Genomic DNA, 25,848 nt, shown 5'->3' on the forward strand with positions numbered 1-25,848 from the left:
GAGTGCTTTTTGCGTCGGGACGGGTCATACCTTTCTCTACTGATTGAAGAAAAATACGACGCCTTTGCGCACCACCGGTTCATCCCCAACGTTTACTCACCTGCGCCGCCTGCAGTGATTTTTTCCTGCGTGTCGCCGCGCGTTCTGTGGTCAATTTCCAGCAGCTCAAAATCCCCGGCAACTCGACTAGTGTTGGCGTTGAGCCCCATGTTGGGGGTTATGGAGAAATGGATATGGAGCGAAACAACAGACGGATCAACAGCGCAAAAAGGAGGAGGCTGATTGCCACTTACCGGCTTCCGGACGCGTCCAGCCTGCCGTCGGGCTTGAGCCCGGCGGTGCAGCCCGAAGGGGATGAGGAGATGAACGCGGCGGTGGTGAACAACAGCGTCATGTCGTTCGTGGAGGGCATGACGAGTCTCAACAAGGAGTACACCCGCAAAAGCTATTTGCTGGCGAGCAGCTACGTCAGCGATGTGTTGCGGATCGCCCGGGGCACGGAGGCCTGGTACAACGAATTCATCAACGTGATGAGCAGCCTTGGGTGGATGCCGGTCAGGAGCAGTTTCGAGCGGGTCTACACGACTCGCAAGGGGTTGTCGGTGCAGTTGGCGGCGCTGAACCTGGTGGCGGCCACGGTAGCCTCGACATTCCTGTCGGGACCATTGATCAGCGCTCTGCCCAAACGGGTGGGGGAGGCTATCGAAGCCTTGAAGCAACTCCCGGCCTCATTTGAGTTATTCAAACGAAATATCACGACCCATGAGGGCGGTGATTTCGGCTTGGCGTCGTGTTCGGAAACGGCGGGGGAAGTGTCGATGGTGCTGGTGACTTACAGTTCCCACGGCGTCAGCAAGCAGTTGGGCATGCCGTTTCTGGAGTGGGACAGTGCGTCCGTTGAAGCCTTCAGTGGCCGCACCTGCCTGGTGCTGAACAGCTCGGTGGTCAACGAAGCCACGATTCAACTGCTGCGCGACAGCGCAGGGGACAAGGTCCGCCAGGCTATCGCCCAATACAGGATCTGACCTACGGCACCAGGTAGCCGCGTACACCGGTGAAGATGATTTGTGCGGCCAGGGCGCACACAAACAACCCCATCAATCGGCTGACAATCTGCAAGCCCTGGTCGCCGAGGATGCGTTCGATACGGTTGGACAGGTACAGCACCACGCCCACCGTAAGGCTGGCCAGGGCAATGCTGAGGATTGCGGTGATCTTGTCGTCCCAGTGCGGCTGGCTGACGCCCATCACCAGCAGCGCACCGATGGTGCCGGGGCCGACGGTCAGGGGGATGGTCAGCGGGACGATGGTCACGTCCTGCTGCACGTTGTCGGTCTGCACCGCCGACTTGCCCTGGGCCATGCCCAGCGCGGAGATAAACAGCACACTGCCGGCGCCGATGCGGAAGGCGTCGACGGTGATGCCGAACACACTGAAAATCACCCGGCCGAACAGGTAGAGCAACACGCTGGATACCAGGGTGGCGAGGGCCACTTTCCAGGCCAGGCGTCGCCGCTCCTTGCTGGAGTAACCGCGGGTCAGGCTGATAAAGCAGGAAAGCACGAAGAAGGGGCTGTAGAGCACCAGCATCTTCAGGTAAACGCTGAACAACACGTGGAGCATGGTGGGAGCTCACAGCGAAGGAGGGCGAGCGGGAGTTTATCAGGCCTGTGACGAACGGGCTGCACTGATCCCCTGTAGGAGCGAGCTTGCTCGCGAAGGTCGTTAACGATAACGCGGGCTTTCTGGTTTAACGCGGCGCTCTCGGGTTCTTCGCGAGCAAGCTCGCTCCTACAGGTGGGGCGTGTCAGGAAGTCGGGGCGTGCTCGGGGCGTTGTGCCCGCTGTGCTACCCAATACTCCACCAGCTCGCGCAACTGTGACAACTCCACCGGCTTGGCCATGTGCCCATCCATCCCGGCCTGGCGTGCACGCTCTTTGTGTTCCGAAAGAATGTGCGCCGTCAGCGCCACGATCGGCGTACGAATGCGCTGGTTGCTGACTTCCCACGCCCGCAGTTGCTGGGTGGCGGAGAAACCGTCGAGGATCGGCATTTCACAGTCCATCAACACCAGGTCATACCGCTGGGTTTTCATCGCTTGCAGGGCTTCTTCGCCATTGCTCGCGGTGTCCGGCTGCAGGTTGAGCTTGCCGAGCATGCCGCGAATGACCTTGGTGGAGATGCTGTTGTCTTCAGCCACCAGGATCCGGAAATCACTCGGCACCGTCACAGGCGCTGGCGCGCTGATCGCCGGCTGGCGCGGTTGCACGGTGCCTTTGCTGCGTTGGGTCAACTCGTCGGCCAGTGTGGTCTTGAGGGTGTAGCCGGCCACCGGTTTGGCGAGGATGCGTTTGATCCCGCAGTTGCGCGCGATGATCTTGCTCGGCGCATTGCTGATGCCGGTGAGCATGATCAGCAAGATGTCGTGGTTCAGGCTCGGGTCTTCCTTGATCTTCGCCGCCAGTTGCATGCCGGTCATGCCGGGCATGTTCTGGTCCAGCAGCACCACGTCGAAATAGTCTCGCAGGTGCGCCTTGGTGCGCAGCAGCGCCAGGGCTTCCTTGCCCGAAGGCACGGCACTCACGTTCAGGCCCCAGGCCGTGCATTGCTGCACCAGCACTTTGCGGCAGGTGTCGTTGTCGTCCACCACCAGCACGCGCGCGCCCTTGAGCGGGCCGTCGAGGTCGGAGGTGGGATGTTCGAGACGTTCCGGGTCCAGCGGCAAGGTCAGCCACAGGGTGCTGCCTTGTTGGCTGCCACTCTTGATGCCGAACTCGCCGTTCATCAACAGGATCAACTGGCGAGCAATGACCAGGCCCAGATGGCCGCTCAAGCGTGTAGCAGACAGGAAATTCTTGCTGTGCAATTCGCTGTGCAGCAGGGCGTCGCGCTCGGCGGGCTCCATTGGCAGGCCGCTGTCTTGCACCGCAATGCGCAGGCGCGGTTTGCTGCTGCGCTCATCCAGCGCCACCACGATCAGCACTTCGCCTTCATCGGTTTTTTGCAGGGCGTTTTCCAGCAGGCTCAACAGCGCCTGGCGCAGGCGCGTCGGGTCGCCGCTGATCACCCGTGGTACTTGGGGCTGGATAAAGCTGATCAGCTCGACGTTTTGCTGCTCGGCCTTGGCGCGGAAAATACTCAGGCAGTCTTCGATCAACGCGTTGAGGTCGAACTGCACGTCGTCCAGTTCGATCTGCCCGGACTCAAGCTTGGAGATATCGAGAATCTCGTTGATCAGGGTGAGCAATTCGTTGCCGGCACTGTGGATGGTTTGCACGTAGTCGCGCTGCTTGACCGACAGCGGCGTGCCCAGCAGCAGTTCGGTCATGCCCAGCACGCCGTTCATGGGCGTACGGATTTCGTGGCTGATCTTCGCCAGGAACTCGGCCTTGGCGGCGATCTCGGCATTGCTGGCGGCCAGGTCGCGGCTGAGGCTGAAGTTATCTTCGGTGATGGCGCGCTGGCGTTCGCCCAAGGCCAGGCTCATCAACAGGCCGCTGAGGCAGATAAAACCGAGCAGGGTAACGATCAAGCCTTGGGGCGCTACCAATGTCAGGCCCAGCAAGGCCGGCAGGATAATCAGCGTGCCGATGTTGAAAATCACCATCGCCACCATGAACAGGCGCGCCGGGCGATACCCTTTTTGCCAGTGATAGGCCGAGACGAACAGCATGCTCAGGCCGGCCAGCGCCACCAACGCGTAGGTGATGATGTTCAGCGGCAGCGTATTGACGAACAACAGCAACAGCCCGCTCAGGACGATCAACAGGATGTCCGCCATCAACAGCTTGTTCAGCGGATGCGGGCCCAGAGGCGTAAAGAAGCGATAGGCGAACATCAGCCCGCACGGCGCCGTCAGCAGCAGGGCGAGGTACGCACCGGGGGTCTGTACCGCGTGCCAGTTCGGCAGCCACGGCCCGACCAGGTTGAGCAGCAGCGCCAGGCTGAGCAGCAACAACACTTCGCAGGCGGCGAGCCACAGGCTGCTGCGGGAGCGATGGTAGGCGTAGCGGGTCAGGTTGTGCAGGATCAGCATCACCAGGCAGCCGAACAGCAGCCCGTAGATCAGCGTCTGGTTCTGGTTGGCCGCCGCGAGTACGGCGGGTTCCAGGGTGATGTACGGGCGCAGCTCGTGTTCCGAGACCATGCGCAGGTACACGTCCAGCGGCTTCTGGCTTTGGGGCATCGGCAGCATGAAGTCGCTGCTGGGCAGCGGGCGCTCGGCCTGGGGCTGGCGGGTGCCGGTGGCTTGCTGCTCCACCAGGGTGTCGCCGTCGAGCACGTACAGGTTCAGGTGTGCCAGGTCCGGGGCGAATACCCGTAGCACCTGCTCGTGCTTGCCGGGTTGCAGCCTGAAGCGCACCCACAACGCACCGTCCGGTTGCGCGGCGGTAATCCGGTCCAGTTCGATGGGGCTGAATTGATTGATGTAGCGGGGCGAGCGGATGTCGCTCAGTTGCAGATCGGCCTGTTCATCAAGCAATACCGCCCAGCCACTGCCTTGTGCCGCAGCCTGGGCTGGAAACAAGCAGAGCAAGGTCAGCAGACTGACAGTGAAACCTATGGCGATCCTGAGCCAGCGCACGGCGAAATCCCTTCGTAGGTTGATGCATGGGTATAACTATGCGCGGGGCCACAAGCGTAGGGCAAGGGCCAAGGGCCCCTGCCTAACCGAACGGATAGCTGTTTACTGACTTTCGCCACGCTCACGGGCAATGGCGCGGTAGCCAATGTCGGTGCGGTAGAAGCAGCCTTTCCAGTCGATCTTCGCCGCCAGCTTGTAAGCCTGTTGTTGGGCGGCATCTACGCTGCTGCCCATGGCGGTTGCGCACAATACGCGACCACCGGCGGTGACAACCTTGCCATCCTTGAGCGCGGTGCCCGCGTGGAACACCTTGCCTTCCAGCGTAGCAGCCGCATCCAGACCTTCAATCACATCGCCCTTGGCGTAGTCGGCCGGGTAGCCGCCGGCGGCCAGCACGATGCCAACGCTTGGGCGCAGGTCCCACTGGGCTTCGACCTTGTCGAGGGCCTGGGCCAGCGCCGCTTCCACCAGCAGTACCAGGCTCGATTGCAGGCGCAGCATCACCGGTTGGGTTTCCGGATCGCCGAAGCGGCAGTTGAACTCGATGACTTTCGGGTTACCGGCTTTATCGATCATCAAGCCGGCATACAGGAAACCGGTGTACACGTTGCCTTCATCGGCCATGCCACGCACGGTTGGCCAGATCACCAGGTCCATCACGCGCTCGTGCACTTCGGCAGTTACTACCGGAGCAGGGGAGTAAGCGCCCATGCCGCCGGTGTTCGGGCCGCTGTCGCCGTCGCCTACACGTTTGTGGTCCTGGCTGGTGGCCATCGGCAGCACGTTCTTGCCGTCGACCATTACGATGAAGCTGGCTTCTTCGCCGTCGAGGAACTCTTCGATCACCACGCGCGAACCGGCTTCACCGAAAGCGTTGCCGGCGAGCATGTCGCGCACGGCGTCTTCGGCTTCGGCCAGGGTCATCGCGACGATCACGCCTTTGCCGGCGGCCAGGCCGTCGGCCTTGATCACGATCGGTGCACCGACCTCACGCAGGTAAGCCAGGGCCGGCTCGATCTCGGTGAAGTTCTGGTAGTCGGCCGTCGGGATCTTGTGGCGAGCCAGGAAATCCTTGGTGAAGGCTTTCGAACCTTCCAGTTGGGCGGCACCGGCGGTTGGGCCGAAGCAGTCCAGGCCACGGCTGCGGAACAGGTCCACAACGCCGGCTACCAATGGCACTTCCGGACCGACGATGGTCAGGGAAACGTTTTTCTCTGCAAAGTCCGCCAGCTGCTCAAGGGCCAGCACGTCGATGGCGACGTTTTCGCACTTGGCTTCAATGGCGGTGCCGGCGTTGCCGGGTGCAACGAAAACTTTCTGGACGCGCGGGTCCTGGGCAACTTTCCAGGCCAGGGCGTGTTCACGGCCACCGCTGCCAATGATCAAAACATTCATTTCAAAAACCTCAAATTCTGTAAGGCGCCGCTGGAGCGCTTTATGTGGGAGCGGGCTTGCTCGCGAAAGCGGTGTGTCAGTCGCAGGATATGTAGCTGATACACCGTATTCGCGAGCAAGCCCGCTCCCACATTTCGATCAAGTTGGATCAGTGGCGGAAGTGGCGCATGCCGGTAAACACCATGGCGATGCCGGCTTCATCAGCCGCTGCAATCACTTCTGCATCACGCATCGAGCCGCCCGGTTGGATCACGGCGGTCACACCGGCTTTCGCGGCGTTGTCGAGGCCGTCGCGGAACGGGAAGAATGCGTCGGACGCCATCACCGAACCCTGTACCTGCAAGCCGGCATGCTCAGCCTTGATGGCAGCGATACGTGCCGAGTTCACACGGCTCATCTGGCCAGCGCCGACACCAATGGTCTGGCGATTCTTGGCGTAGACGATGGCGTTGGATTTAACGTACTTGGCGACTTTCCAGGCGAAGATCAGGTCGTTGATTTCCTGCTCGGTCGGGGCGCGCTTGGTCACCACTTTCAGGTCTTCGCTGCCGATCATGCCGATGTCGCGGCTCTGTACCAGCAAGCCGCCGTTGACGCGCTTGTAGTCCCAGGCAGCGGCACGCTCAGCCGACCACTCGCCGCAGGCCAGCAGGCGCACATTGGCCTTGGCAGCAACGATGGCGCGGGCTTCTTCACTGACGGAGGGGGCAATGATCACTTCAACGAACTGACGCTCGACGATCGCCTTGGCGGTCTCGGCGTCCAGTTCACGGTTGAAGGCAATGATGCCGCCGAAGGCCGACTCGGTGTCGGTGGCGTAGGCCAGTTCGTACGCCTGGCGGATACCGCCTTCAGCGTTCGGGCTCACGGCCACGCCGCACGGGTTGGCGTGCTTGACGATCACGCAGGCTGGCTTGACGAAGCTCTTCACACATTCCAGCGCGGCGTCGGTGTCGGCCACGTTGTTGTAGGACAGCTCTTTGCCTTGCAGTTGGGTCGCGGTGGCGATGCCGACTTCAGCAGGTTTGGCCTCAACGTAGAACGCCGCGCTCTGGTGCGGGTTCTCGCCGTAGCGCATTTCCTGGGCCTTGATGAACTGGCTGTTGAAGGTGCGCGGGAACTGGCTGCGACCTTCAGTGCTCAGGGTTTCAGCCGCCTGGTTCACGGTGCCCATGTAGTTGGCGATCATGCCGTCGTAGGCGGCGGTGTGTTCGAAGGCCTTGAGCATCAGGTCGAAGCGCTGGGCGTAGGTCAGGCCGCCGGCTTTCAGGCTTTCCAGTACGTTGGCGTAATCGCTGGCGTTAACCACGATGGCCACGTCTTTGTGGTTTTTGGCAGCCGAGCGAACCATGGTCGGGCCGCCGATATCGATGTTCTCGATGGCGGTCGGCAGGTCGCAGCCTGGCTTGTTGATGGTGGCTTCGAACGGGTACAGGTTAACGGCCACCAGGTCGATCGGCTTGATGCCGTGCTCGCTCATGATGGCGTCGTCGATACCGCGACGACCGAGGATCCCGCCGTGGATTTTCGGGTGCAGGGTCTTGACCCGACCGTCCATCATTTCTGCGAAACCGGTGTAGTCCGCCACTTCCACTGCGGCCACGCCGTTGTCCTGCAGCAGTTTGAAGGTCCCGCCGGTGGAGAGAATCTCCACGCCCAGGGCTTCCAGCTCCCGGGCAAATTCGAGGATCCCGGTCTTGTCGGAGACACTGATCAAGGCACGGCGGATCGGCAGGCGGGTAGTCTGGTCGGTCATTTCAATTTCCATCAAAAGCAAAGGAGTCAGCAAAAAAGGCGTCCGTTTTTACGCGGGCGCCTTTCTGGTTTGATTGAATGCTTACAGCAAATCGTACTGCTTGAGTTTCTTGCGCAGCGTGCCACGGTTCAGACCGAGCAGCTCACTGGCCTTGGTCTGGTTGCCCTTGACGTAGTTCATTACGCTTTCGAGCAACGGCGCTTCGACTTCGGAGAGCACCAGGTTGTACACATCCGTGACGGCAGCGCCCTCAAGGTGGGCGAAATAATTGTGCAGCGCCTTCTCGACACTGCCGCGAAGGGTCTGGCCTTCTTCGCTCGGCGTGTTGAGGTGCTGTTTCAAATTGACGTTGTCGCTCACGGGTGTTGTTCCACTCACTAAAGTCTCGGTCATCATCGTCATGCGGCCACCCCTTCTCCGTCCCCTGTCACCAGGCTCTTGTAACGTTCGCTGAAGAACTCACGAACGTTGGCGCACTGTGCTTCCGTATCATCCAAACGATTGAAGTGGGCGCGAAACTCCTTGGCGCCCGGCAAGGTTGCGAGATACCAGCCCACATGCTTGCGAGCAATGCGTACGCCCATCACGTCTCCATAGAAGGCGTGCAGGGCGGCCAGATGCTCTAGCAGAATACGTTCCACCTCGATCAGCTCCGGTGCCGGCAAGGTTTCACCGGTACGCAGAAAATGCTCGATCTCACGAAAAATCCACGGCCGCCCCTGGGCAGCCCGGCCAATCAACAAGCCATCGGCGCCGGTCGCGTGCAGCACGCGCCGGGCTTTCTCGGCTGAATCGATGTCGCCGTTGGCAAAGACGGGAATCGACACCGCCTGCTTGATCGCGGCAATGGTGTCGTACTCGGCTTCACCGGTGTAAAGGTCGGCGCGGGTGCGGCCATGCACCGCCAGCGCTGTAATGCCCGCCTGCTCGGCGATCTTCGCCACCGTCAGGCCATTCTTGTTGTCCCGGTCCCAGCCGGTGCGGATCTTCAGGGTGACCGGCACATCCACTGCAGCGACAACGGCATGCAGGATCTCGCTCACCAACTGCTCATCCTTCAACAGGGCAGAACCTGCGGCCTTGTTGCAGACCTTCTTGGCCGGGCAACCCATGTTGATATCAATAATCTGCGCCCCCAACTCCACGTTGGCCCGGGCCGCGTCCGCCAGCATTTGCGCATCTCCGCCGGCGATCTGTACCGAGCGGGGCTCGGGATCACCTTCGTGGATCATGCGCATCCGCGATTTGCGGGTGTTCCACAAGCTCATGTCGCTGGTGACCATTTCCGAGACTACAAGCCCTGCGCCCAAACGCTTGCAAAGCTGACGAAAGGGCTGGTCGGTGACGCCCGCCATCGGGGCGAGGATCAAGCCGTTGTGCAATGTGTATGGGCCGATGCGTACCGCCGACATAGGACTTCCCTGTTGTGGGGCCGGATCATTAGAGTTCGAAAAAGGGTTGGCATGATACCCGCTCTCGATGACTGGATAAAGGCTGAATTGGATAAAATCTGAACAGTTATTTTCTTATCGCCGCTGGTTTGGTCAACGGCGGAGCAGTCAAGAATCCGCCGTCAAACCTTACTCCTTGGGCCGGATCACTCGGGAGAGTGGAAGCTCAGGCTGTAATTCACCGCTTTGTTGCCCGGGTCGAGGATGTCCAGGGCAATGTGGATCGGCGTCTGGGAGGGCATCTCGGTTACGCCTGCCAACTCGCCGCTGAGGTATTCGGCGGGTTTGAAGCGACGACTGGCGATCATATTCCCGTTCATGTCGGCAAAGCGTAGCTCCAACAGCGGGAACGGTTGGGAGAATGTCGCGCGGTTATAGATGATCGCGTCCACCACCAGGGCGCCAGCGAACTCCGGGTGGCTGCGCACCACCAGGTTGCTGCTCTTGATGTGGGCGATATCGACGCGTGATGGCACGGTGCAGCCCAGTTTCGGGCACAGTTCCTGGAACCACGGGCGGTAGGCGTCCTGGCGTGCCAGTTCGTCGAATTGGTAGGCGACGTATTGTCCCGCCAGGCCGGCGGCGGCCAGCAACACCAGCAAGCCCCAGAACAGACGGCGGCCCCAGCCGGAGGCGCGTTTCTGGGAATACAGGTGCAGCGGGTCGTCTTCCAGGTCCGAAAGCAGGTCGTCGTGGGCGCCGGCCTCGGGGCGAGGGCGCTTGCGTTTGGGCTGCGGGCGTTCCGCTTGTTCGGGTTCTGGCTCGTCTGTTACCGCGGTTACCGGTGGATCGAGTTCGTCATCGGTGGCGTTGGCGTGCAGCGCTGGTTCTTCGTCGGGCTCGACCGCTTCAAACGACATTGAGGGTTCGGTGCGCTTGGGTTTGGCGAGGCTTGCCTTGGCCGGTTGCGGTTCTTCGTCGGTGGGTTGTGGGGCTTGTGCCCGTTCATCCCGAGGCTCGCTGAACAGGCTGGCGGCCCATTGCTCTTCCTCGGCCTTGGCCGTGTCGCGGCTGGCGCTGAGGGAGTCTTCTTTTTGCCGACGGTCGGCGCCGGGTTGGCGACGATCTGCACCTACGGGCTGGGTGTGCTGAATCTCGCGACGTTCCAGCTTGGCCAGCTCTTCGTCGAGGTCCAGGTTATCCAGATCAAGCTCTTCGGCGGTCCATTGCTTCTGGCTGATGGCTCGCGGTGCTTCGGGTGGCAGTTGTACTGCTAGCGGTGGCTCTACCGCTGCTGCCTGGGGCGCGGGCGCACTGGCGCGCTGCTCCAGCAGTTGGCGGGCGGCATTGAACACTTGCAGGCATGAGCCACAGCGCACCACGCCACGGGCCACACTCAATTGAGCGTGGTTGACGCGAAAGCGTGCTTGGCAATGTGGGCACTGGGTGACGAAACTGTCGGTCATGCGGCCATCCGATTCATGCAGGCGCTCATTCTAGCGCCGACGACCACTGATGCGTACCCAGCCATCGCGGTTGGCGATCGGATCCAGCTCGAAATCCTGGGCGTAGGCAGCGGCAACATCTTCGCCCTGTTCGGCGAGGATGCCCGACAGCGCCAGGCGGCCGCCCGGCTTGACCAGGCTCGACAGCTGCGGTGCCAGGGCGACCAGCGGCCCGGCGAGGATATTGGCCACCAGTACGTCGGCCTGCACCTGGGGCAATTGCTCCGGCAGGTACAGCGGGAATTTCTCTTCAGCGATGTTATTGCGCCCGGCGTTATCGCGGGAGGCTTCCAGGGCTTGCACGTCGATATCGGTACCGACGGCTTCCTTGGCGCCCAGCAGCAGGGCGGCGATGGCCAGGATCCCCGAGCCGCAGCCGAAGTCCAGCACGTTGCAGTCTTTCAGGTCCTGGCCATCGAGCCATTCCAGGCACAGGGCGGTGGTGGGGTGAGTGCCGGTGCCAAACGCCAGGCCCGGGTCCAGCAGCAGGTTGACGGCGTCAGGCTCGGGAGCGGCGTGCCAGCTCGGCACGATCCACAGGCGCTGGCCAAAGCGCATCGGCTGGAAGTTGTCCATCCAGCTGCGTTCCCAGTCCTGGTCTTCGATAATTTCGCTGTGGTGCTCCGGCAGTGGGCCGCCGGTCAGCAGTTCCATATGGGCCAGCACGCTGGCGGCATCGGTGCCGTCTTCGAACAGGGCCAGCAGGTGGGTGTGGGACCACAGCGGCGTGGTGTTGAGCTCGGGCTCGAAGATCGGCTGGTCTTCGGCGTCCATGAAGGTCACCGACACGGCGCCCACTTCGAGGAAAGCGTCTTCGTAGGTTTCGGCTTGTTCTGGGCTGATGGCGAGACGGACTTGCAGCCAAGGCATGGCGGGCACCTTTGAAAAAATGAGTGTGCAGCGGGGTAGGGCTGCGAAAGACGCGCAAGTTTACGCGAGCGAACAGCAGAAGACGACTGTACTGCTGGTGTACACAGAACAAAAATGTGGGAGCGGGCTTGCTCGCGAATGCGGTGTGTCAGTCATGGATGTTTTGACTGGCATACCGCATTCGCGAGCAAGCCCGCTCCCACAAGGGGAATGTATCCATCCAGAAAAATCGGGTGGGCAGAAACAACAAAGCCGCCCGAAGGCGGCTTTGTTGGGTGGATCACTTCGCTTACTGATTAGCCAGCTTGTGTTCCAGGTAGTGAATGTTCACACCACCTTCGCAGAAGCCTTCATCGCGAACCAGATCCCGATGCAGCGGGATGTTGGTCTTGATGCCGTCTACCACGATTTCGTCCAGTGCGTTACGCATACGGGCCATGGCCTCGTCGCGGGTGGCGCCCCAGGTGATCAGCTTGCCGATCAGTGAATCGTAGTTGGACGGAACCTTGTAGCCGCTGTACAGGTGCGAATCCACACGGACGCCGTTGCCGCCGGGCGCGTGGAAATGCTTGACCAGGCCAGGGCTTGGGATAAAGGTTTTCGGGTCTTCGGCGTTGATCCGGCACTCCAGGGAGTGGCCGTGGATCTTCACATCATCCTGGGTAAACGACAGCTTGTTGCCAGCGGCGATGCTCAGCATCTCCTTGACGATGTCGATACCGGTGACCATTTCCGAAACCGGATGCTCTACCTGCACACGAGTGTTCATCTCGATGAAGTAGAAACGGCCGTTCTCGTACAGGAACTCGAAAGTGCCTGCGCCACGGTAGTTGATGTCGATGCACGCCTTGACGCAGCGAGCCAGTACTTCCTGGCGAGCAGTTTCATCCAGGCCTGGTGCCGGCGCTTCTTCCAGTACCTTCTGGTGACGACGTTGCAGCGAGCAATCGCGGTCGCCCAAGTGGATGGCGTGGCCCTGGCCGTCGGACAGTACCTGCACTTCCACGTGACGTGGGTTGGTCAGGTACTTTTCCAGGTAGACCATCGGGTTGCCGAACCAGGCGGCCGCTTCGGAGCGAGTCTGCTTGGCGGCTTCGATCAGGTCTTCTTCCTTGTGTACCACGCGCATGCCGCGACCACCGCCGCCGCCGGCGGCCTTGATGATCACCGGGTAACCGACTTCGCGACCAATGCGCAGGGCGGTTGCCTCGTCTTCAGGCAGCGGGCCGTCGGAACCTGGAACGGTTGGCACGCCGGCTGCGATCATGGCGTCCTTGGCCGATACCTTGTCGCCCATCAGGCGAATGGTTTCGGCTTTCGGGCCGATGAAGGCAAACCCGGATTTCTCTACCTGTTCGGCGAAATCGGCGTTTTCGGCGAGGAAGCCGTAGCCCGGGTGAATACCATCGGCGCCAGTGACTTCAGCGGCGGCGATGATGTTCGAGACTTTCAGGTACGAGTTCGTGGCCAGTGGCGGGCCGATGCAGATGCTTTCGTCCGCCAGTTTCACGTGCATCAATTCGGTATCGGCCGTCGAGTAAACAGCGACGGTCTTGATGCCCTCTTCCTTACAGGCGCGCAGGATACGCAGCGCGATCTCGCCGCGGTTGGCGATCAGGACTTTTTGCAGTTTCTTCGCAGGTTTCAACATCGAAGGCGCTCCGCGGTTCAAACGATGGTGAACAGCGGCTGGTCGTACTCAACCGGCTGACCGTTTTCTACCAGGATGGATTCGATGACGCCGGCTTTTTCAGCCGTGATGTGGTTCATCATCTTCATCGCTTCAACGATGCAGATGGTGTCGCCCACTTTCACGGTTGCGCCGACTTCAACGAAGGCTGGCGAGGTCGGTGCCGGGGTGCGGTAGAAGGTACCGACCATTGGCGACTTGACCACGAAACCGTTCAGTTTAGGTGCAGCAGGGGCTTCGGCAGCAGCAACCGGAGCAGCCACTGGCGCAGCGGCCGGAGCCGGCGCTTGCATCTGAGGTGCGTAGAACTGTTGGGCCGGGGTCTTGCTGTGACGGCTGATCCGTACGGATTCCTCGCCTTCCTTGATCTCCAGCTCGTCGATACCGGATTCTTCCAGCAGTTCGATCAGTTTCTTAACTTTACGGATATCCATGAATCATCAACTCCCAAAGGGTCGGTCAGGGGCGCTTGGCCGTGTCTTCAAGCTGTTCCAGGGCGGCCTCCAGGGCCAGTCGGTAACCGCTGGCGCCAAGGCCGCAGATCACTCCTACCGCAACGTCGGAGAAGTAAGAGTGATGGCGGAAAGGTTCGCGTTTGTGCACGTTCGATAAATGCACTTCGATGAATGGGATGCTCACCGCCAGCAGCGCGTCACGTAATGCAACGCTTGTGTGCGTAAAAGCGGCGGGATTGATCAGGATAAAGTCCACGCCTTCGCTGCGCGCGGCATGGATACGATCAATCAGTTCGTACTCGGCATTGCTTTGCAGGTAGAGCAGATGGTGGCCGGCATCACGTGCCCGTCGTTCCAGATCGAGGTTGATCTGTTCGAGGGTCACTGACCCGTAGACGCCCGGTTCGCGGGTGCCGAGCAGGTTCAGGTTGGGTCCGTGAAGAACCAGTAAGGTCGCCATCGGCTGTTCCTTGTTATTGATGTGGGCACGGTAGAACCCGGCGACTATGCCGCAAAGGCTTTGTGACTGTCCAGTTCTATGCAGTAGGCAGCACGATTAGCGAGGATTGCGCAAAATATGTGACCGCAAGCCTGAATCCGGTCAGTGTGGGAGCGGGCTTGCTCGCGAAGGCGGTGGTTCAGCCGCCACATGCGTTGGCCGGTGCACCGCCTTCGCGAGCAAGCCCGCTCCCACATTTTGATCTTCACAAGGCGGGAGAGCCGGTTAGACGCGGAATGCCTGTACGGCAGTGTTGAGTTGCCCGCCAAGTACCAATAAGTGCTCTCCCTGGCTGCGTCCCTGGCCAATTCGCAGCAAGTTGTCCTCACCCAGCTGGTGAATCCGCTCACTGTTATCGCGGATTTCGCTCACTGCGCCACTTTGCTGGGCGGTGACATCGGCAATCCGCACCGCGGTGTCGGAAATGGTCTGGATCGCTCCGACGATTTCATCCAGCGCGCCGTCAGCTGCCTGGGCTTGCTCGGCGGTCGCTTCTGCGTGTTCGACCTGGGCGCGCATGCCTTCCACCGATTGCCGGGCGGCGGTTTGCAGGCCGGCGATCAGGTGCTGGATTTCAGCGGTGGCGCCGGCGGTGCGCTGGGCCAGGGAGCGCACTTCATCGGCCACCACGGCGAACCCGCGCCCGGCTTCACCGGCCCGCGCGGCCTCGATGGCGGCGTTCAGCGCCAGCAGGTTGGTCTGGTCGGCAATTGAGCGAATCACCGTGAGTACGCCGCCGATGGTTGCGGACTCCTCGGCGAGTTTCTCGATCATCTGCGCATTTATCTGCACTTCGCCGACCAATGCGTGCAACCCGGTGAGGCTCAGGCCGATCACCCGTTGGCCCTGTTCCACGGCTTGGCCTGCGCTGCGGCTGGCCTCGGCGGCCTGGCTGGCGTCGCCAGCAACCTGCTGGATAGTGGCTTCGAGTTCACCCAGGGAATCGCGAATCTGCGCGGTGTCACCGGCCTGGCGCTCGGCGCCGTCGTGCATGCCATTGCTCAATTCCGCCAGGGCGCTGCTGCTGCCGGCCACTTGCTCGGCGTTGCCGCGAATGGTGCCCACCAGGTCCACCAGATAAGCGCGCAGGCGGTTCAGGGACTCCTCGATATCGTGAAGTTCGCGGTTGGTCTTGCCCAAGGCAATGGGCTGGCTGAAGTTGCCTTCGGCCCACGTGGACAAGGCCGGCGCCAGGTTGGTCAGCACCCGAGCCAGGCGCCGTTGCAAGGTGTCGATCAACAGCGCGATCAGCAAGATCAGGCCGATCATGACGCCTTGCATCAACCGCACTTCGCCCTGGATCTGCGCATGCTGGGCCCGCACCACCGGCTCCAGCCCGGCGATGGCTTGCTGCACGGCGTTGATTTTCAGGTGGGTGCTGGTGGCCAGTTCGGTACGTTGCTGGATTTGCTCGCGGGTGCGTTTCAGCTCGGCGGGGTAGCGGGTCAGCAGGCTGTTAAGTTCGCGCTTGAGGTCGACGCCGGTGTCCTGGGCTACGGTTTTTTCAGCGTTTTCCAGGCCCATCATGGCCGAGAAGTCGTCGGTATTGGACTCGCTGCTGGCGGTCACCCCCAGTAATGGCAGTTGCCCCAGCACGTCAGCCTGGCTGCGGATATTGCTGACTTCGCGCTCCACGTCGTCGGCCAGTTCGCTGCGCCCGCTGCTCACCAGCTTGTCCCGGGCCAGGGAGAGTTTGGCCAGGTGCTGGGACGCCGCGAGCAACGGCGGCAGATAACGCGCGGCGTCGGGGGAGGTGACGCCGCTGGCGTACTGGTTCAGTTGCTCCAGATTGGCGCCGAGTTCGCGTTCGGCTTGCAGCAGCAAGGCTTGCGGGTCACCCGCCAGCTTGCCCGCGGCCAGCAGGTCGGTCTTGCTGAAAGTGTCCAGGTCTACCAGGCTGGGGCGCAGGTTTTGCGCCAGGTCTGCCGGCAGTTCATCCAGATGCTGCAACAGGTTTTCCAGGCTCTGGCTGGCGCTGCTCAGGCGCAGGGCGTCGCCGCTGGCGAGGTAATCGTCGATATTGCGCGCGGCCTGGTTCTGGAAGGTCTGCGATAGGCCCAGGTAGCGCTCCATCAACAGATAGGGCCGTTCCAGGGCGCGTTGCGACCACCAGAGCGTCGCGCCGAGGGCCAGGCAAACGGCGACCAGAAGGAGGGTGTTCAGATTTGTCAGCAGCTTCAGGCGCATGCGTGGTTTCAACCGACAGCAGAAGTAAGTGCCTGAAGTTATTGCGTTTCCATTACAGAGTTATGACGGATTCGGTGGATTCCGGTGAAAAGGTGGCACTTTGCTTTGATGCGCGCGCCGACATCACCCGGTTACGCCCTGCATCCTTGGCGCGGTACAGCGCCTCGTCGGCCTGGGCTGCCATCATCAGGCTGTCGGAGCCGTCACACAGCTCCACCACGCCGGCACTGAAGGTGCACCACAAATCCTGCGGCTTGGCGGGGTAGTGGATCTCGGCAAAGCGCCCACGGATTTCGTCGAGCACTTTGCAGGCCGAGTCGAGATCGGTGTCGGGCATCACGATGGCAAATTCTTCACCGCCGTAACGGCCTATATAGTCGGTCTTGCGCAGGCGCTGCTTGAGAAACAGCGCGAGGCTCTTGATTACCCGGTCGCCCATGGGGTGCCCGTGGCTGTCGTTGACCCGCTTGAAGTGGTCGATGTCGAGCATCGCAAAGCTCAGCGGTTTGCTCTCGCGCCGCGCACGGAAGCTGCAGTCTTCGAGCAATTGCAGGATGTGGGTGTGGTTGTACAGCCCGGTGAGGCTGTCGCGCACCATCCGCGCCTTGAGGTTGCGCGCCCGCGCCGCACGGTTGCGCACGGTGGTGATCAGGTGTCGGGGCTTGATCGGCTTGGTGAGGAAGTCGTCGCCGCCTTCGCTCATGGCGTCCAGTTGCTTGTCCAGGTCGTCTTCGGCCGAGAGGTAGATAATCGGCACGCTGACGTAGCGGTCGTTGTGGCGGATCACTTTGGCCAGTTCGGTACCGGTGCAGGCAGGCATATACATGTCGAGGATGATCAGGTCCGGCTGGAAGTCCGCCAGCTCGGCCATGGCCTGGATCGGTTCGATCAGGGTGCGGGTGACGATACCGGCGCTGTTGAGCAGGCGCTCGGTGTGCATCGCCTGGGCCCGCGAGTCGTCGATGATCAGCACTTTATAAGGTTCGTACTGGGCGACGCAGGTCAGCACTTCGATTTTTTCCAGCAGGCTCGACGCCTCCAGGGTTCCGGTGAGGAACTCCTGGCCGCCGGCGCGCACGGCGGCCAGGCGAGTGGGTGTATCGGTTTCGTGCAGGCTGAAAAACAGCAGCGGCAGTTTTTGCTCCAGGCCTTCCTGGGCTTCGGCCGCAAGCTTCAGGCCCAGGCCGGTGCCGCAGAAATCCACATCCATCACGATGGCTGCCGGCAAGCGTTCGGCCATCGATGAGCGAAATGCTGCCACGCTGTCGAGGGACTGCGCGCTCAAGCCGAAAAATTCCAACTGCTTGGCCAGGCGCTCGGCGCGATCGTGATCGGCGAGCATCACGTAGATCGGCTTGCGCATCGGCGGCAGGAGGGTTTGCTCAAGCTGATCGCCCTGGCGCAGGCCAGTGCGCGACAGGCGCTGCATCAGACGGTTGAGTTCGGTGATCAGGTGGCTGCTCAGGCGGCCGCGGTTATCGTCCACCGCCTTGAGTGAAGCGCCGATCTGGTGTGCCAACTGGCCATGTTCCGGCTGCTCGAAGCGCTCGGCAAAACGCAGCAGGCGCAGGTTGGCCTCGCCGAGTTCGGTCAAGTCGGCGGTCGACCATTCGCTGCGTTGCAGGCGCTGCCAGATCTCAAGAATTTGACGTGCCTGATGAATTACACGCTGGGCAAAATGGTGCTTGAGACGCTCACGGCTGGGGTCTTCTGGCTCGGTCATATCCTGACTACTAGTTAGGCTGCATGCTGAGGTCGAACTGATGGCTCTATGCTAGCACCTCTTTTCCGTTGCACGAGTGTCATACGTCAATTAACTGCGAGGTCATGGATATTCATTTACCGACCCTGCAGTCGCGCGGGCGTAAACAGCGTGCATCCTTTATAGTCGAGCCGCGCACAAGCGCCACCCTGACTAAAAGCGCCGCACGGCTCGGCACGATGGGGTAGGGTTGTGGTCGTAGCTATTGAACTCAAGTGATTGAAAGGATATCGCCATGCTGGACTGGAAAAACCGCGCAGGCAGTGCAAAGGGCCCGGCCCCTGAAACCAAGTCGGCCCCCCGCAGCTATTTCCGTAACATGCTGATGAGCCGTGCATTGCTCTCGCTGGTTGCGTTGTATCTGTTGGTCACCGGTGCCCTGGGTTGGTACTGGAGCGAAGAGCCTGCATTGTTCCCGGTTCAGCAGAACGCGCAGATTGCCGCCGAGAAGGAAGGCAAGCAGATGGTGGTGGGCTTCACCACCGTCGAAACCCTCAAGACCGTGGTGGGCACTTTGCTGAATAAGCCGGGTGGCTACATTTCCAACGACCGTTTCCCGCCGGGCCTGTGGATGGACAACATGCCGAGCTGGGAATACGGCGTGCTGGTGCAGGTGCGTGACCTGACCCGTGCCTTGCGCAAAGACTTCGCCCGTTCCCAGTCGCAGTCGGCGGAAGACGCGGACCTGGCCAAGGCCGAACCGCGTTTCAACTTCGACAACAAGAGCTGGGTGCTGCCGTCCAGCGAGTCGGAATACCAGGAAGGCATCAATTCCCTGAGCCGCTACGAAGCGCGTTTGTCCGACCCGAATCAGCGCGGCGCGCTGTTCTATGCGCGTGCCGACAACCTGAACAACTGGCTGGGTGATGTGGCGACCCGTTTGGGTTCGCTGTCGCAACGGCTGTCGGCCAGCGTGGGCCGGGTCAAGCTCAACACCGCGCTGAAAACCGAAGCGCTGGCGCCGGGTGAAGTGCCGCAGGTCGACGAAGAAGTGGTGGAAACCCCATGGATGCAGATCGACAACGTGTTCTACGAAGCCCGCGGCCAGGCCTGGGCCTTGTCCCACCTGCTGCGTGCCATCGAAGTCGACTTCGCCGACGTGCTGGCCAAGAAGAACGCCACCGTCAGCGTGCGCCAGATCATTCGTGAGCTGGAAGCCTCGCAGGAGCCGGTATGGAGCCCGATGATTCTCAACGGCAGTGGCTTTGGCGTCCTCGCCAACCATTCGCTGGTCATGGCCAACTACATTTCCCGGGCCAACGCTGCAGTGATCGACTTGCGTCAGCTGCTTAACCAAGGTTGATGATGGACGCTTCCACCCGGGAGGCTGCGCACCGCGCGGCCTCCGACGCCGAACTGATTGCCTGGGTCGACGAGCAGGACAACCTGCTCGGCAGCCTGGTGCGTTCCGACCTGCGCCAGCGCGGGCTGATCGGGCGCTGCACCTTTATCTTCCTGTTCAACTCTGCCGGTGAGCTGTGTGTGCACCGGCGCACCCTGAGCAAAGCCATGTACCCGGGGTTCTGGGACACGGCGGCGGGCGGCATGGTGGCGGCCCACGAGTCCTACGCCGAATCGGCGGCCCGGGAGCTGGAAGAGGAGCTGGGGGTAAGCGGCGTCGAATTGACCCCGCACGACCACTTCTACTTCGAAGACGGCGACAGCCGGCTCTGGTGCACCTCGTTCTCTGCCGTGTGGGACGGGCCGTTGCGGATCCAGCCGGAAGAAGTCATGGAAGCGCGCTTTCTGCCACTGGCGACGGTGTTGCAGGAGGCCGAACAAAAGCCCTATTGCCCGGATGCGCAGGAAGGCTTGCGTCGTTATTTGGCCCTGCGTCGCTAAAGTTGCATAAATTGGCGCCATTTGGCTCTTAGCAAGGGGCCTTTTTGCCGTTACACTGCGCGACTTTTCAGGCTGAACCGCTGTTGTTCCACCCTGTAGGAGCGAGCTTGCTCGCGAAAAACGTAAGCACGACGCGTGCTGTCTGAATGCCCGCGTAATCGTTGACGACCTTCGCGAGCAAGCTCGCTCCTACAGTGGTTTGAATATCTGCGGCTCAGTAGCGCTGCCCCTGCCTGAGTGGGGCTTCGCGGTCGATGATCCCATCGATCAGTCTTTGTCCTCCCAAGAGGATTGCCGGTGGCCAAAAAAGCCGCATCCTTCGCCGCCCTTGGTGGCCTGGTATTTTCCACCGACGCAGGTCGACACTGCCCGGACTGTCGCCAGCCCGTGGACGCGTGTACCTGCAAAACAACCCTGATTCCCGAAGGCGATGGTATTGCCCGCGTCCGTCGCGAGAGCAAGGGCCGTGGCGGCAAGACGGTGACCACCATCACCGGCGTGCCCCTGGCCGAAGATGCCCTGAAGGAGTTGGCCACGACGCTGAAAAAGCGCTGTGGCACCGGTGGCGCCTTGAAAGACGGCATCATCGAGATTCAGGGCGACCACGTCGAGTTGCTGTTGGCCGAGCTGATCAAGCTGGGTTACAAGGCGAAGAAATCCGGCGGTTAGCAGCCTCTGTGAAAACCACCCCGATGACCCGCTTGCTGAACGCAAACTGTCGTCTCCATGGTTTTCACAGAGCCTGTTCCTGACCGGTGTCTAAACTCTGTCCTGCAAGTGGGGTCTACCCCTCTCACAGGCAAATCGTCATTTTCATTCTTTAGACTGCGCCAGCCTCTGATCAGGCCGGTGCACTTCGACTTCATTTATAGGGGACTTCGATGTCCGTACGACGCACACGCAAAGACGATGGCAGCCAATGGACAGTTGCGGACAGCCGCAGTGTTTACGGGATTCGCCATTGGGGGGCCGGGTATTTCGCGATCAATGATGCCGGTCGCGTTGAAGTCCGTCCGAACGGCCCGAACAGCACGCCTGTCGACCTGTACGAGCAAGTAGACCAGCTGCGTAAAAGCGGCCTGTCCCTGCCGTTGCTGGTGCGCTTCCCCGACATCCTGCAAGACCGCGTGCGCCAACTGACCGGTGCCTTCGACGCGAATATCGAGCGCCTGGAATACCAGAGCAAATACACCGCGCTGTACCCGATCAAGGTGAACCAGCAGGAAGCGGTGATCGAGAACATCATCGCCACCCAGGACGTGTCCATCGGCCTGGAAGCCGGCTCCAAGCCGGAGCTGCTGGCCGTGCTGGCCCTGGCGCCGAAAGGCGGCACCATCGTCTGCAACGGTTACAAAGACCGTGAGTTCATCCGCCTTGCGCTGATGGGCCAGAAGCTTGGCCACAACGTATTTATTGTGATCGAGAAAGAATCCGAAGTCGGCCTGGTGATCGAAGAAGCCGCCAACCTCAAGGTCAAGCCACAGGTGGGCCTGCGAGTTCGCCTGTCGTCCCTGGCGTCGAGCAAGTGGGCGGACACCGGCGGCGAGAAATCCAAATTCGGTTTGTCGGCGGCGCAACTGTTGTCTGTGGTCGAGCGCTTCCGCGCGGCGGGCCTGGACCAGGGCATCCGCCTGCTGCACTTCCACATGGGTTCGCAGATCGCCAACCTGGCCGACTACCAGCACGGGTTCAAGGAAGCCATTCGTTACTACGGCGAACTGCGCAACCTCGGCCTGCCGGTGGACCACATCGACGTGGGCGGCGGCCTGGGTGTGGACTACGACGGTACCCACTCGCGTAACGCCAGTTCCATCAACTACGACATGGACGACTACGCCGGCGTGGTCGTGGGCATGCTCAAGGAATTCTGCGACGCGCAGAGCCTGCCGCACCCGAACATCTTCTCCGAGAGCGGCCGTTCCCTGACCGCCCACCACGCCATGCTGGTGGTGCAAGTGACCGACGTCGAGAAACACAACGACGACGTGCCGGTGATCGAGAACAAGGAAAGCCTGCCGGAAACCGTTCAATGGCTGGTGGACCTGCTGGGCCCGACCGACATTGAAATGGTCACCGAAACCTACTGGCGCGCCACGCACTACATGAGCGATGTGGCCACCCAGTACGCTGACGGCAAAATGACCCTCGCCGAAAAGGCCCTGGCCGAGCAGTGCTACTTCGCCGTGTGCCGCCGCCTGCACAACTCGTTGAAGGCGCGCCAGCGCTCCCATCGCCAGGTGCTGGACGAACTCAACGACAAGCTGGCCGACAAGTACATCTGCAACTTCTCGGTATTCCAGAGCCTGCCGGACACCTGGGCCATCGGCCAGGTACTGCCGATCCTGCCGCTGCATCGCCTCGACGAAGAGCCGCTGCGCCGTGCCGTGCTGCAAGACCTGACCTGCGACTCCGACGGCAAGATCAAGCAGTACGTGGATGAGCAAAGCATCGAGACCAGCCTGCCGGTGCACGCGGTGAACGAGGGTGAAGATTACTTGCTGGGCATCTTCCTGGTGGGTGCCTACCAGGAAATTTTGGGCGACATGCACAACCTGTTCGGTGACACCGACTCGGTGAACATCTACCAGCGTGAAGACGGTTCGGTGTACAGCGCCGGGATCGAGACCCACGACACCATCGAAGACATGCTGCGCTACGTGCACTTGTCGCCGGAAGAGTTGATGACTCACTACCGTGACAAGTGCGCCAGCGCGAAGATCACGGCGGCGGAGCGGACCCAGTTCCTGGATGCGTTGCGATTGGGCCTGACTCGTTCGTCGTACCTGTCCTCGTAAGTACACCGCTCCCAGGCTGACAAAGATCTCAAAGTGACAGAGATCCAGTGTGGGAGCGGGCTTGCTCGCGAAGGCGGTGTATCAGTTTGCCCATGTATTGACTGACACGCCGCCTTCGCGAGCAAGCCCGCTCCCACATTTGGATCGCCGCAAGTCCTGCAGTTTTTATAGGGCCTGAATAATGTCGAGAAAGCTCTTGCAAGCGCTCACCCTGGCCATAGCCGCGCTTCTTGCGGCTTGTTCGCCCATCAAAGTGCTCAACGCACTCACCCCCACCAGCACCTTCACCAAAACCTCCTCCATCGCCTACGGCGACGACCCCCGCCAGAAACTCGATATCTACCGTCCCGTCACCGCCTTGCCCAACGCGCCCGTCGTGGTGTTTTTCTATGGCGGCAGCTGGAACAGCGGCTCAAAGGATGACTACGGTTTTGTAGGCGAGGCCCTGGCTTCGCGTGGAATCGTGGTGGTGATTGCCGATTACCGGCTTTATCCCCAAGTGCGCTACCCGGCGTTTTTGCAGGATGGTGCAAAAGCCGTGTCCTGGACCCATCAACACATCGCCGAGTACGGCGCCGACCCCAAGCAGCTTTACCTGATGGGCCACAGCTCCGGCGCTTATAACGCGGCCATGCTGGCGCTGGATCCACGATTACTGGCGGCGGTGGGCCTGTCGCCGTCCATGCTCAAGGGCTGGATCGGCCTCGCCGGGCCGTATGATTTCCTGCCGATTGAAAACCGTGATGTGCGCCCGGTGTTCTTTTACCCGGATTCGCCGCCCGATTCCCAACCCATCAATCACGTCAGCCATGACGCACCGCCGAGCCTGTTGATTGCATCGGTGGACGACAACCTGGTCAACCCCAAGCGCAATACTGGCGGCTTGGCGAACAAACTGCGGGCGGCGGGCGTGCCGGTGGAGGAGTTCTACTTCGCCAAGACCAGCCATGCCACGTTGGTGGCGTCGATGTCCCGGCCACTGCGCTGGCTGGCGCCGGTGCTCGACCGGGTCACGGCGTTTATCACCTTCACGCCGGGCCAGTGAGCCAGCGGTCCTGCTTGTTCAGGCGCCAGGCAATCGCCCACAGCGTGAGGCTGCGCAGGGCCATGAACAGCAGGAAGGTTATCCACAAGCCGTGGTTGCCAAGGCTCTGCAATGCCCAGGCGAAGGGCAGCACAATCACCACCGTCAGCAGCATGCCATTGCGCATTTCCCGGGCGCGGGTAGCGCCGATAAACAGGCCGTCCAGCAGGTAGCTCCACACGGCAATCAACGGCAGTACGGCGAGGTAGGGCAGGTAGATGTCGGCGGTTTCGCGCACGCTCGGGATGTCGGTTTGCATCGCGATAAACAAGTGGCCGAACACGGCGAACAGGATCGCGAAGCCGACGCTGGCCAGCAGCGACCAACCGCAGGCCACCACCAGCGAACGGCGCAAGGCCTGGCGGTCGTGGGCGCCGATGGCGTGGCCGCATAACGCCTCCACGGCGTGGGCCAATCCGTCCAGGGCATGAGCCGTCAGCAGTAATCCGTTAAGCAGCAGCGCATTCGCCGCCACGGTGGCATCCCCCAGACGCGCGCCTTGGACGGTAATCATGAAAAACACCGATTGCAGGGCCAGGCTGCGGATGAAGATATCGCGGTTCACCGCCAGCAGCGGGCGCCAGCTTTGCCACAGTTTGAGTGCCGCCCAAGCGATATGGCCAGGGTAGGCCCGCAGGGCTTTTTGGGTGAGGGCCAGGCCAAGGAGGGCGCCGGTCCATTCGGCGATCACCGAGGCGCGTGCCGAGCCGACCACGCCCCAATCCAAACCCAGCACGAACCACAGATTAAGGGCGATGTTGACGAGGTTGGTGGTCAGCAGAATCGCCAGCGGTGCGCGGGCGTTCTGGGTGCCGAGGAACCAGCCCACCAGCGCGTAGCTGGCCAGGGCGGCGGGCAGGCCGAAGAGGCGGGTATGGAAGAATTCCCGGGTCAGCTGGTTCAGCTCGGGGGAGGGCTGCATCCACTCCAGCACCAGGCCGCTTAAGGGAATGCCGATGCTGCCCAGCAACATCGCCAGGCCCAGCGCCAACAGCAGCCCCTGCAACAGAATCTGCCTCAGCGCGGCGCCGTCACCGCGCCCGGCGGCCTGGGCGGCAAAACCGGTGGAGCCCATGCGCAGGAAGCCCATGGCCCAGGCGAGGAAGGTGTACAGGCTGGCCCCGACGGCCACGGCTCCGAGTTGATGGGCGTGGGGCAGGTGGCCGATGACCATGCTGTCTACCAGCGCTACCAGCGGCACGGAGATGTTCGACAGGATCATCGGCGCGGCGAGGGCCCACACGCGGCGGTGGGTGGGGCGGTCGCGCCAGTCGGTTAGCAGGGAAGTCATGCGGGCTCCTTTGGGGAGCGGTAGTGTAACTGTCCATTAGCTGCGCCGCAGATCCAATGTGGGAGCGGGCTTGCTCGCGAAAGCGGTGTGTCAGTCGCCGGATGTATTGGCTGACCCACCGCCTTCGCGAGCAAGCCCGCTCCCACAGTTTTGACCGCGTAGTGTCAGGTTTTGCGCGGGTGCAGGCATTCGATGGAGCGGTCGACGGTGGTCTTGGCAATTTCCAGCAAGTGCCAAACGGCCAGGATCTTCGCCCGCTGTGGGCTCTCCAGCAGCTCACTGCAATCAAGCGCAGTGGCCGAGGCGCTGCTCAGCAGGCTGGCGGTGTAGAGCAGGGAGTCTTCGAAGCTCAGGTCTTCGTTGATGGTGTGGAAACCCTGCGATGGCAGGTAGTGTTCGAGGGCGCGATTGAAGGCGGCGCGGTCGTTGAGGAGGTCGCTGGGTGGATCGGGGACGAGCTTATTCATGGTGTAACTCCACTAGTAGGTAAGGAGCTGACACCCGCGCGACTAAACGAGGGTGGCGGCTGTACGCAGGTTAGTCGACCGGCTAGTGGAACCCGGCGCACCCGAAGGTGCCCTGCGCACAGCCGCCATGAAGCAGGGCGACAACTTGCGCTCACTAATTCCGGGCGACTAAACCCGATCACTGATATGCAGTGAAGGAGCGAAGACTAGCCACCGGTCCTGGCAGGCACAAGGCTGAAAGATTGTCTCGGAAACGTCCGTCAAATTAAAGGGA

20 protein-coding genes and 1 pseudogene are annotated in these 25,848 nt (G+C 61.5%); 6 read left to right on the plus strand and 15 right to left on the minus strand.

What is annotated here, in order from left to right; genetic code table 11:
* Positions 1-233 precede the first annotated feature (233 nt).
* Entirely contained in the window at positions 234-1,025 is a 792-nt protein-coding gene (locus tag HBJ59_RS23180; protein WP_076017985.1) for a hypothetical protein, read from the plus strand.
* 1 nt (position 1,026) lies between these two features.
* Here HBJ59_RS23180 and HBJ59_RS23185 read toward each other — a convergent pair whose 3' ends face one another.
* The 13 genes and pseudogenes from HBJ59_RS23185 to HBJ59_RS23245 all read right to left on the minus strand — a co-directional run bounded on the left by HBJ59_RS23185 (position 1,027) and on the right by HBJ59_RS23245 (position 18,056).
* Positions 1,027-1,623 (minus strand): MarC family protein, encoded by a 597-nt coding sequence (locus HBJ59_RS23185; protein WP_003217330.1) that lies wholly within the window; start codon positions 1,621-1,623, stop codon positions 1,027-1,029.
* Between the two features lie 184 nt (positions 1,624-1,807).
* Positions 1,808-4,585 carry a hybrid sensor histidine kinase/response regulator gene (locus HBJ59_RS23190; protein ID WP_167664864.1) on the minus strand — a complete coding sequence of 926 codons (2,778 nt, stop codon included), beginning with the start codon at positions 4,583-4,585 and terminating at the stop codon, positions 1,808-1,810.
* Between the two features lie 102 nt (positions 4,586-4,687).
* Positions 4,688-5,980: a phosphoribosylamine--glycine ligase gene (gene purD / locus HBJ59_RS23195; protein WP_167664865.1), complete on the minus strand. Its 1,293-nt coding sequence runs from the start codon at positions 5,978-5,980 to the stop codon at positions 4,688-4,690.
* A gap of 148 nt (positions 5,981-6,128) precedes the next feature.
* Positions 6,129-7,736, minus strand: a complete 1,608-nt coding sequence (gene purH / locus HBJ59_RS23200; protein WP_167664866.1) for a bifunctional phosphoribosylaminoimidazolecarboxamide formyltransferase/IMP cyclohydrolase — start codon at positions 7,734-7,736, stop codon at positions 6,129-6,131.
* Positions 7,737-7,817: 81 nt separating this feature from the next.
* Positions 7,818-8,138: a DNA-binding transcriptional regulator Fis gene (gene fis / locus HBJ59_RS23205; RefSeq protein ID WP_003186237.1), complete on the minus strand. Its 321-nt coding sequence runs from the start codon at positions 8,136-8,138 to the stop codon at positions 7,818-7,820.
* A complete protein-coding gene (dusB, locus tag HBJ59_RS23210; RefSeq protein ID WP_076017982.1) occupies positions 8,135-9,148 on the minus strand; it encodes a tRNA dihydrouridine synthase DusB in 1,014 nt (337 codons plus the stop codon). The genes fis and dusB overlap by 4 nt, the downstream gene beginning before the upstream one ends.
* Before the next feature lie 185 nt (positions 9,149-9,333).
* Positions 9,334-10,593 carry a DUF3426 domain-containing protein gene (locus HBJ59_RS23215; protein ID WP_167664867.1) on the minus strand — a complete coding sequence of 420 codons (1,260 nt, stop codon included), beginning with the start codon at positions 10,591-10,593 and terminating at the stop codon, positions 9,334-9,336.
* Between the two features lie 30 nt (positions 10,594-10,623).
* Positions 10,624-11,502 (minus strand): 50S ribosomal protein L11 methyltransferase, encoded by an 879-nt coding sequence (gene prmA / locus HBJ59_RS23220; RefSeq protein ID WP_017478425.1) that lies wholly within the window; start codon positions 11,500-11,502, stop codon positions 10,624-10,626.
* Positions 11,503-11,791: 289 nt separating this feature from the next.
* Entirely contained in the window at positions 11,792-13,153 is a 1,362-nt protein-coding gene (gene accC, locus HBJ59_RS23225) for an acetyl-CoA carboxylase biotin carboxylase subunit (protein ID WP_076017979.1), read from the minus strand.
* A gap of 17 nt (positions 13,154-13,170) precedes the next feature.
* Positions 13,171-13,626, minus strand: coding sequence for an acetyl-CoA carboxylase biotin carboxyl carrier protein (accB, locus tag HBJ59_RS23230; RefSeq protein ID WP_076017978.1), 456 nt, complete (start codon positions 13,624-13,626; stop codon positions 13,171-13,173).
* A 25-nt stretch (positions 13,627-13,651) separates the two neighbouring features.
* Positions 13,652-14,107 carry a type II 3-dehydroquinate dehydratase gene (gene aroQ / locus HBJ59_RS23235; protein WP_017478426.1) on the minus strand — a complete coding sequence of 152 codons (456 nt, stop codon included), beginning with the start codon at positions 14,105-14,107 and terminating at the stop codon, positions 13,652-13,654.
* Positions 14,108-14,371: 264 nt separating this feature from the next.
* Positions 14,372-14,866 (minus strand): annotated as a pseudogene (locus HBJ59_RS32090) (methyl-accepting chemotaxis protein); the annotation flags it as partial.
* Positions 14,867-16,385: 1,519 nt separating this feature from the next.
* Positions 16,386-18,056, minus strand: coding sequence for a PleD family two-component system response regulator (locus HBJ59_RS23245; RefSeq protein WP_167664868.1), 1,671 nt, complete (start codon positions 18,054-18,056; stop codon positions 16,386-16,388).
* A 274-nt stretch (positions 18,057-18,330) separates the two neighbouring features.
* On the opposite strand from HBJ59_RS23245, the gene HBJ59_RS23250 reads away from it, so the two are divergent.
* The 5 genes from HBJ59_RS23250 to HBJ59_RS23270 all read left to right on the plus strand — a co-directional run bounded on the left by HBJ59_RS23250 (position 18,331) and on the right by HBJ59_RS23270 (position 23,777).
* Positions 18,331-19,398, plus strand: a complete 1,068-nt coding sequence (locus tag HBJ59_RS23250) for a DUF2333 family protein (protein WP_076017975.1) — start codon at positions 18,331-18,333, stop codon at positions 19,396-19,398.
* A 2-nt stretch (positions 19,399-19,400) separates the two neighbouring features.
* The gene (locus HBJ59_RS23255) at positions 19,401-19,937 is read left to right on the plus strand and encodes an NUDIX hydrolase (protein WP_076017974.1); all 537 of its coding nucleotides are present in this window, start codon (positions 19,401-19,403) and stop codon (positions 19,935-19,937) included.
* Positions 19,938-20,234: 297 nt separating this feature from the next.
* Entirely contained in the window at positions 20,235-20,606 is a 372-nt protein-coding gene (locus tag HBJ59_RS23260; protein WP_167664869.1) for a translation initiation factor Sui1, read from the plus strand.
* 212 nt (positions 20,607-20,818) lie between these two features.
* On the plus strand, positions 20,819-22,732 hold the full coding sequence (gene speA, locus HBJ59_RS23265) for an arginine decarboxylase (RefSeq protein WP_076017972.1): 1,914 nt from the start codon (positions 20,819-20,821) through the stop codon (positions 22,730-22,732).
* Between the two features lie 181 nt (positions 22,733-22,913).
* A complete protein-coding gene (locus HBJ59_RS23270) occupies positions 22,914-23,777 on the plus strand; it encodes an alpha/beta hydrolase (RefSeq protein WP_076017971.1) in 864 nt (287 codons plus the stop codon).
* Here the strand turns inward: HBJ59_RS23270 and HBJ59_RS23275 are convergent.
* Together HBJ59_RS23275 and HBJ59_RS23280 are read right to left on the minus strand one after the other, a co-directional pair.
* On the minus strand, positions 23,761-25,107 hold the full coding sequence (locus tag HBJ59_RS23275) for an MATE family efflux transporter (RefSeq protein WP_076017970.1): 1,347 nt from the start codon (positions 25,105-25,107) through the stop codon (positions 23,761-23,763). The genes HBJ59_RS23270 and HBJ59_RS23275 overlap by 17 nt on opposite strands.
* A gap of 164 nt (positions 25,108-25,271) precedes the next feature.
* Complete coding sequence (locus HBJ59_RS23280; protein ID WP_167664870.1) at positions 25,272-25,574, minus strand: DUF6124 family protein; 303 nt, start codon at positions 25,572-25,574, stop codon at positions 25,272-25,274.
* Between the last annotated feature and the right edge of the window lie 274 nt (positions 25,575-25,848).

The organism is Pseudomonas sp. AN3A02, from assembly GCF_011765255.1.
In the GTDB taxonomy this organism is placed as follows: domain Bacteria; phylum Pseudomonadota; class Gammaproteobacteria; order Pseudomonadales; family Pseudomonadaceae; genus Aquipseudomonas.

Coding starts and splice junctions, on each gene's coding strand:
- HBJ59_RS23180 (WP_076017985.1), top strand. CDS start 234: ATGGAGCGAAACAACAGACGGATCAACAGCGCAAAAAGGAGGAGGCTG.
- HBJ59_RS23185 (WP_003217330.1), bottom strand. CDS start 1,623: ATGCTCCACGTGTTGTTCAGCGTTTACCTGAAGATGCTGGTGCTCTAC.
- purD (WP_167664865.1), bottom strand. CDS start 5,980: ATGAATGTTTTGATCATTGGCAGCGGTGGCCGTGAACACGCCCTGGCC.
- purH (WP_167664866.1), bottom strand. CDS start 7,736: ATGACCGACCAGACTACCCGCCTGCCGATCCGCCGTGCCTTGATCAGT.
- fis (WP_003186237.1), bottom strand. CDS start 8,138: ATGACGATGATGACCGAGACTTTAGTGAGTGGAACAACACCCGTGAGC.
- dusB (WP_076017982.1), bottom strand. CDS start 9,148: ATGTCGGCGGTACGCATCGGCCCATACACATTGCACAACGGCTTGATC.
- HBJ59_RS23215 (WP_167664867.1), bottom strand. CDS start 10,593: ATGACCGACAGTTTCGTCACCCAGTGCCCACATTGCCAAGCACGCTTT.
- prmA (WP_017478425.1), bottom strand. CDS start 11,502: ATGCCTTGGCTGCAAGTCCGTCTCGCCATCAGCCCAGAACAAGCCGAA.
- accC (WP_076017979.1), bottom strand. CDS start 13,153: ATGTTGAAACCTGCGAAGAAACTGCAAAAAGTCCTGATCGCCAACCGC.
- accB (WP_076017978.1), bottom strand. CDS start 13,626: ATGGATATCCGTAAAGTTAAGAAACTGATCGAACTGCTGGAAGAATCC.
- aroQ (WP_017478426.1), bottom strand. CDS start 14,107: ATGGCGACCTTACTGGTTCTTCACGGACCCAACCTGAACCTGCTCGGC.
- HBJ59_RS23245 (WP_167664868.1), bottom strand. CDS start 18,056: ATGACCGAGCCAGAAGACCCCAGCCGTGAGCGTCTCAAGCACCATTTT.
- HBJ59_RS23250 (WP_076017975.1), top strand. CDS start 18,331: ATGCTGGACTGGAAAAACCGCGCAGGCAGTGCAAAGGGCCCGGCCCCT.
- HBJ59_RS23255 (WP_076017974.1), top strand. CDS start 19,401: ATGGACGCTTCCACCCGGGAGGCTGCGCACCGCGCGGCCTCCGACGCC.
- speA (WP_076017972.1), top strand. CDS start 20,819: ATGTCCGTACGACGCACACGCAAAGACGATGGCAGCCAATGGACAGTT.
- HBJ59_RS23270 (WP_076017971.1), top strand. CDS start 22,914: ATGTCGAGAAAGCTCTTGCAAGCGCTCACCCTGGCCATAGCCGCGCTT.
- HBJ59_RS23275 (WP_076017970.1), bottom strand. CDS start 25,107: ATGACTTCCCTGCTAACCGACTGGCGCGACCGCCCCACCCACCGCCGC.
- HBJ59_RS23280 (WP_167664870.1), bottom strand. CDS start 25,574: ATGAATAAGCTCGTCCCCGATCCACCCAGCGACCTCCTCAACGACCGC.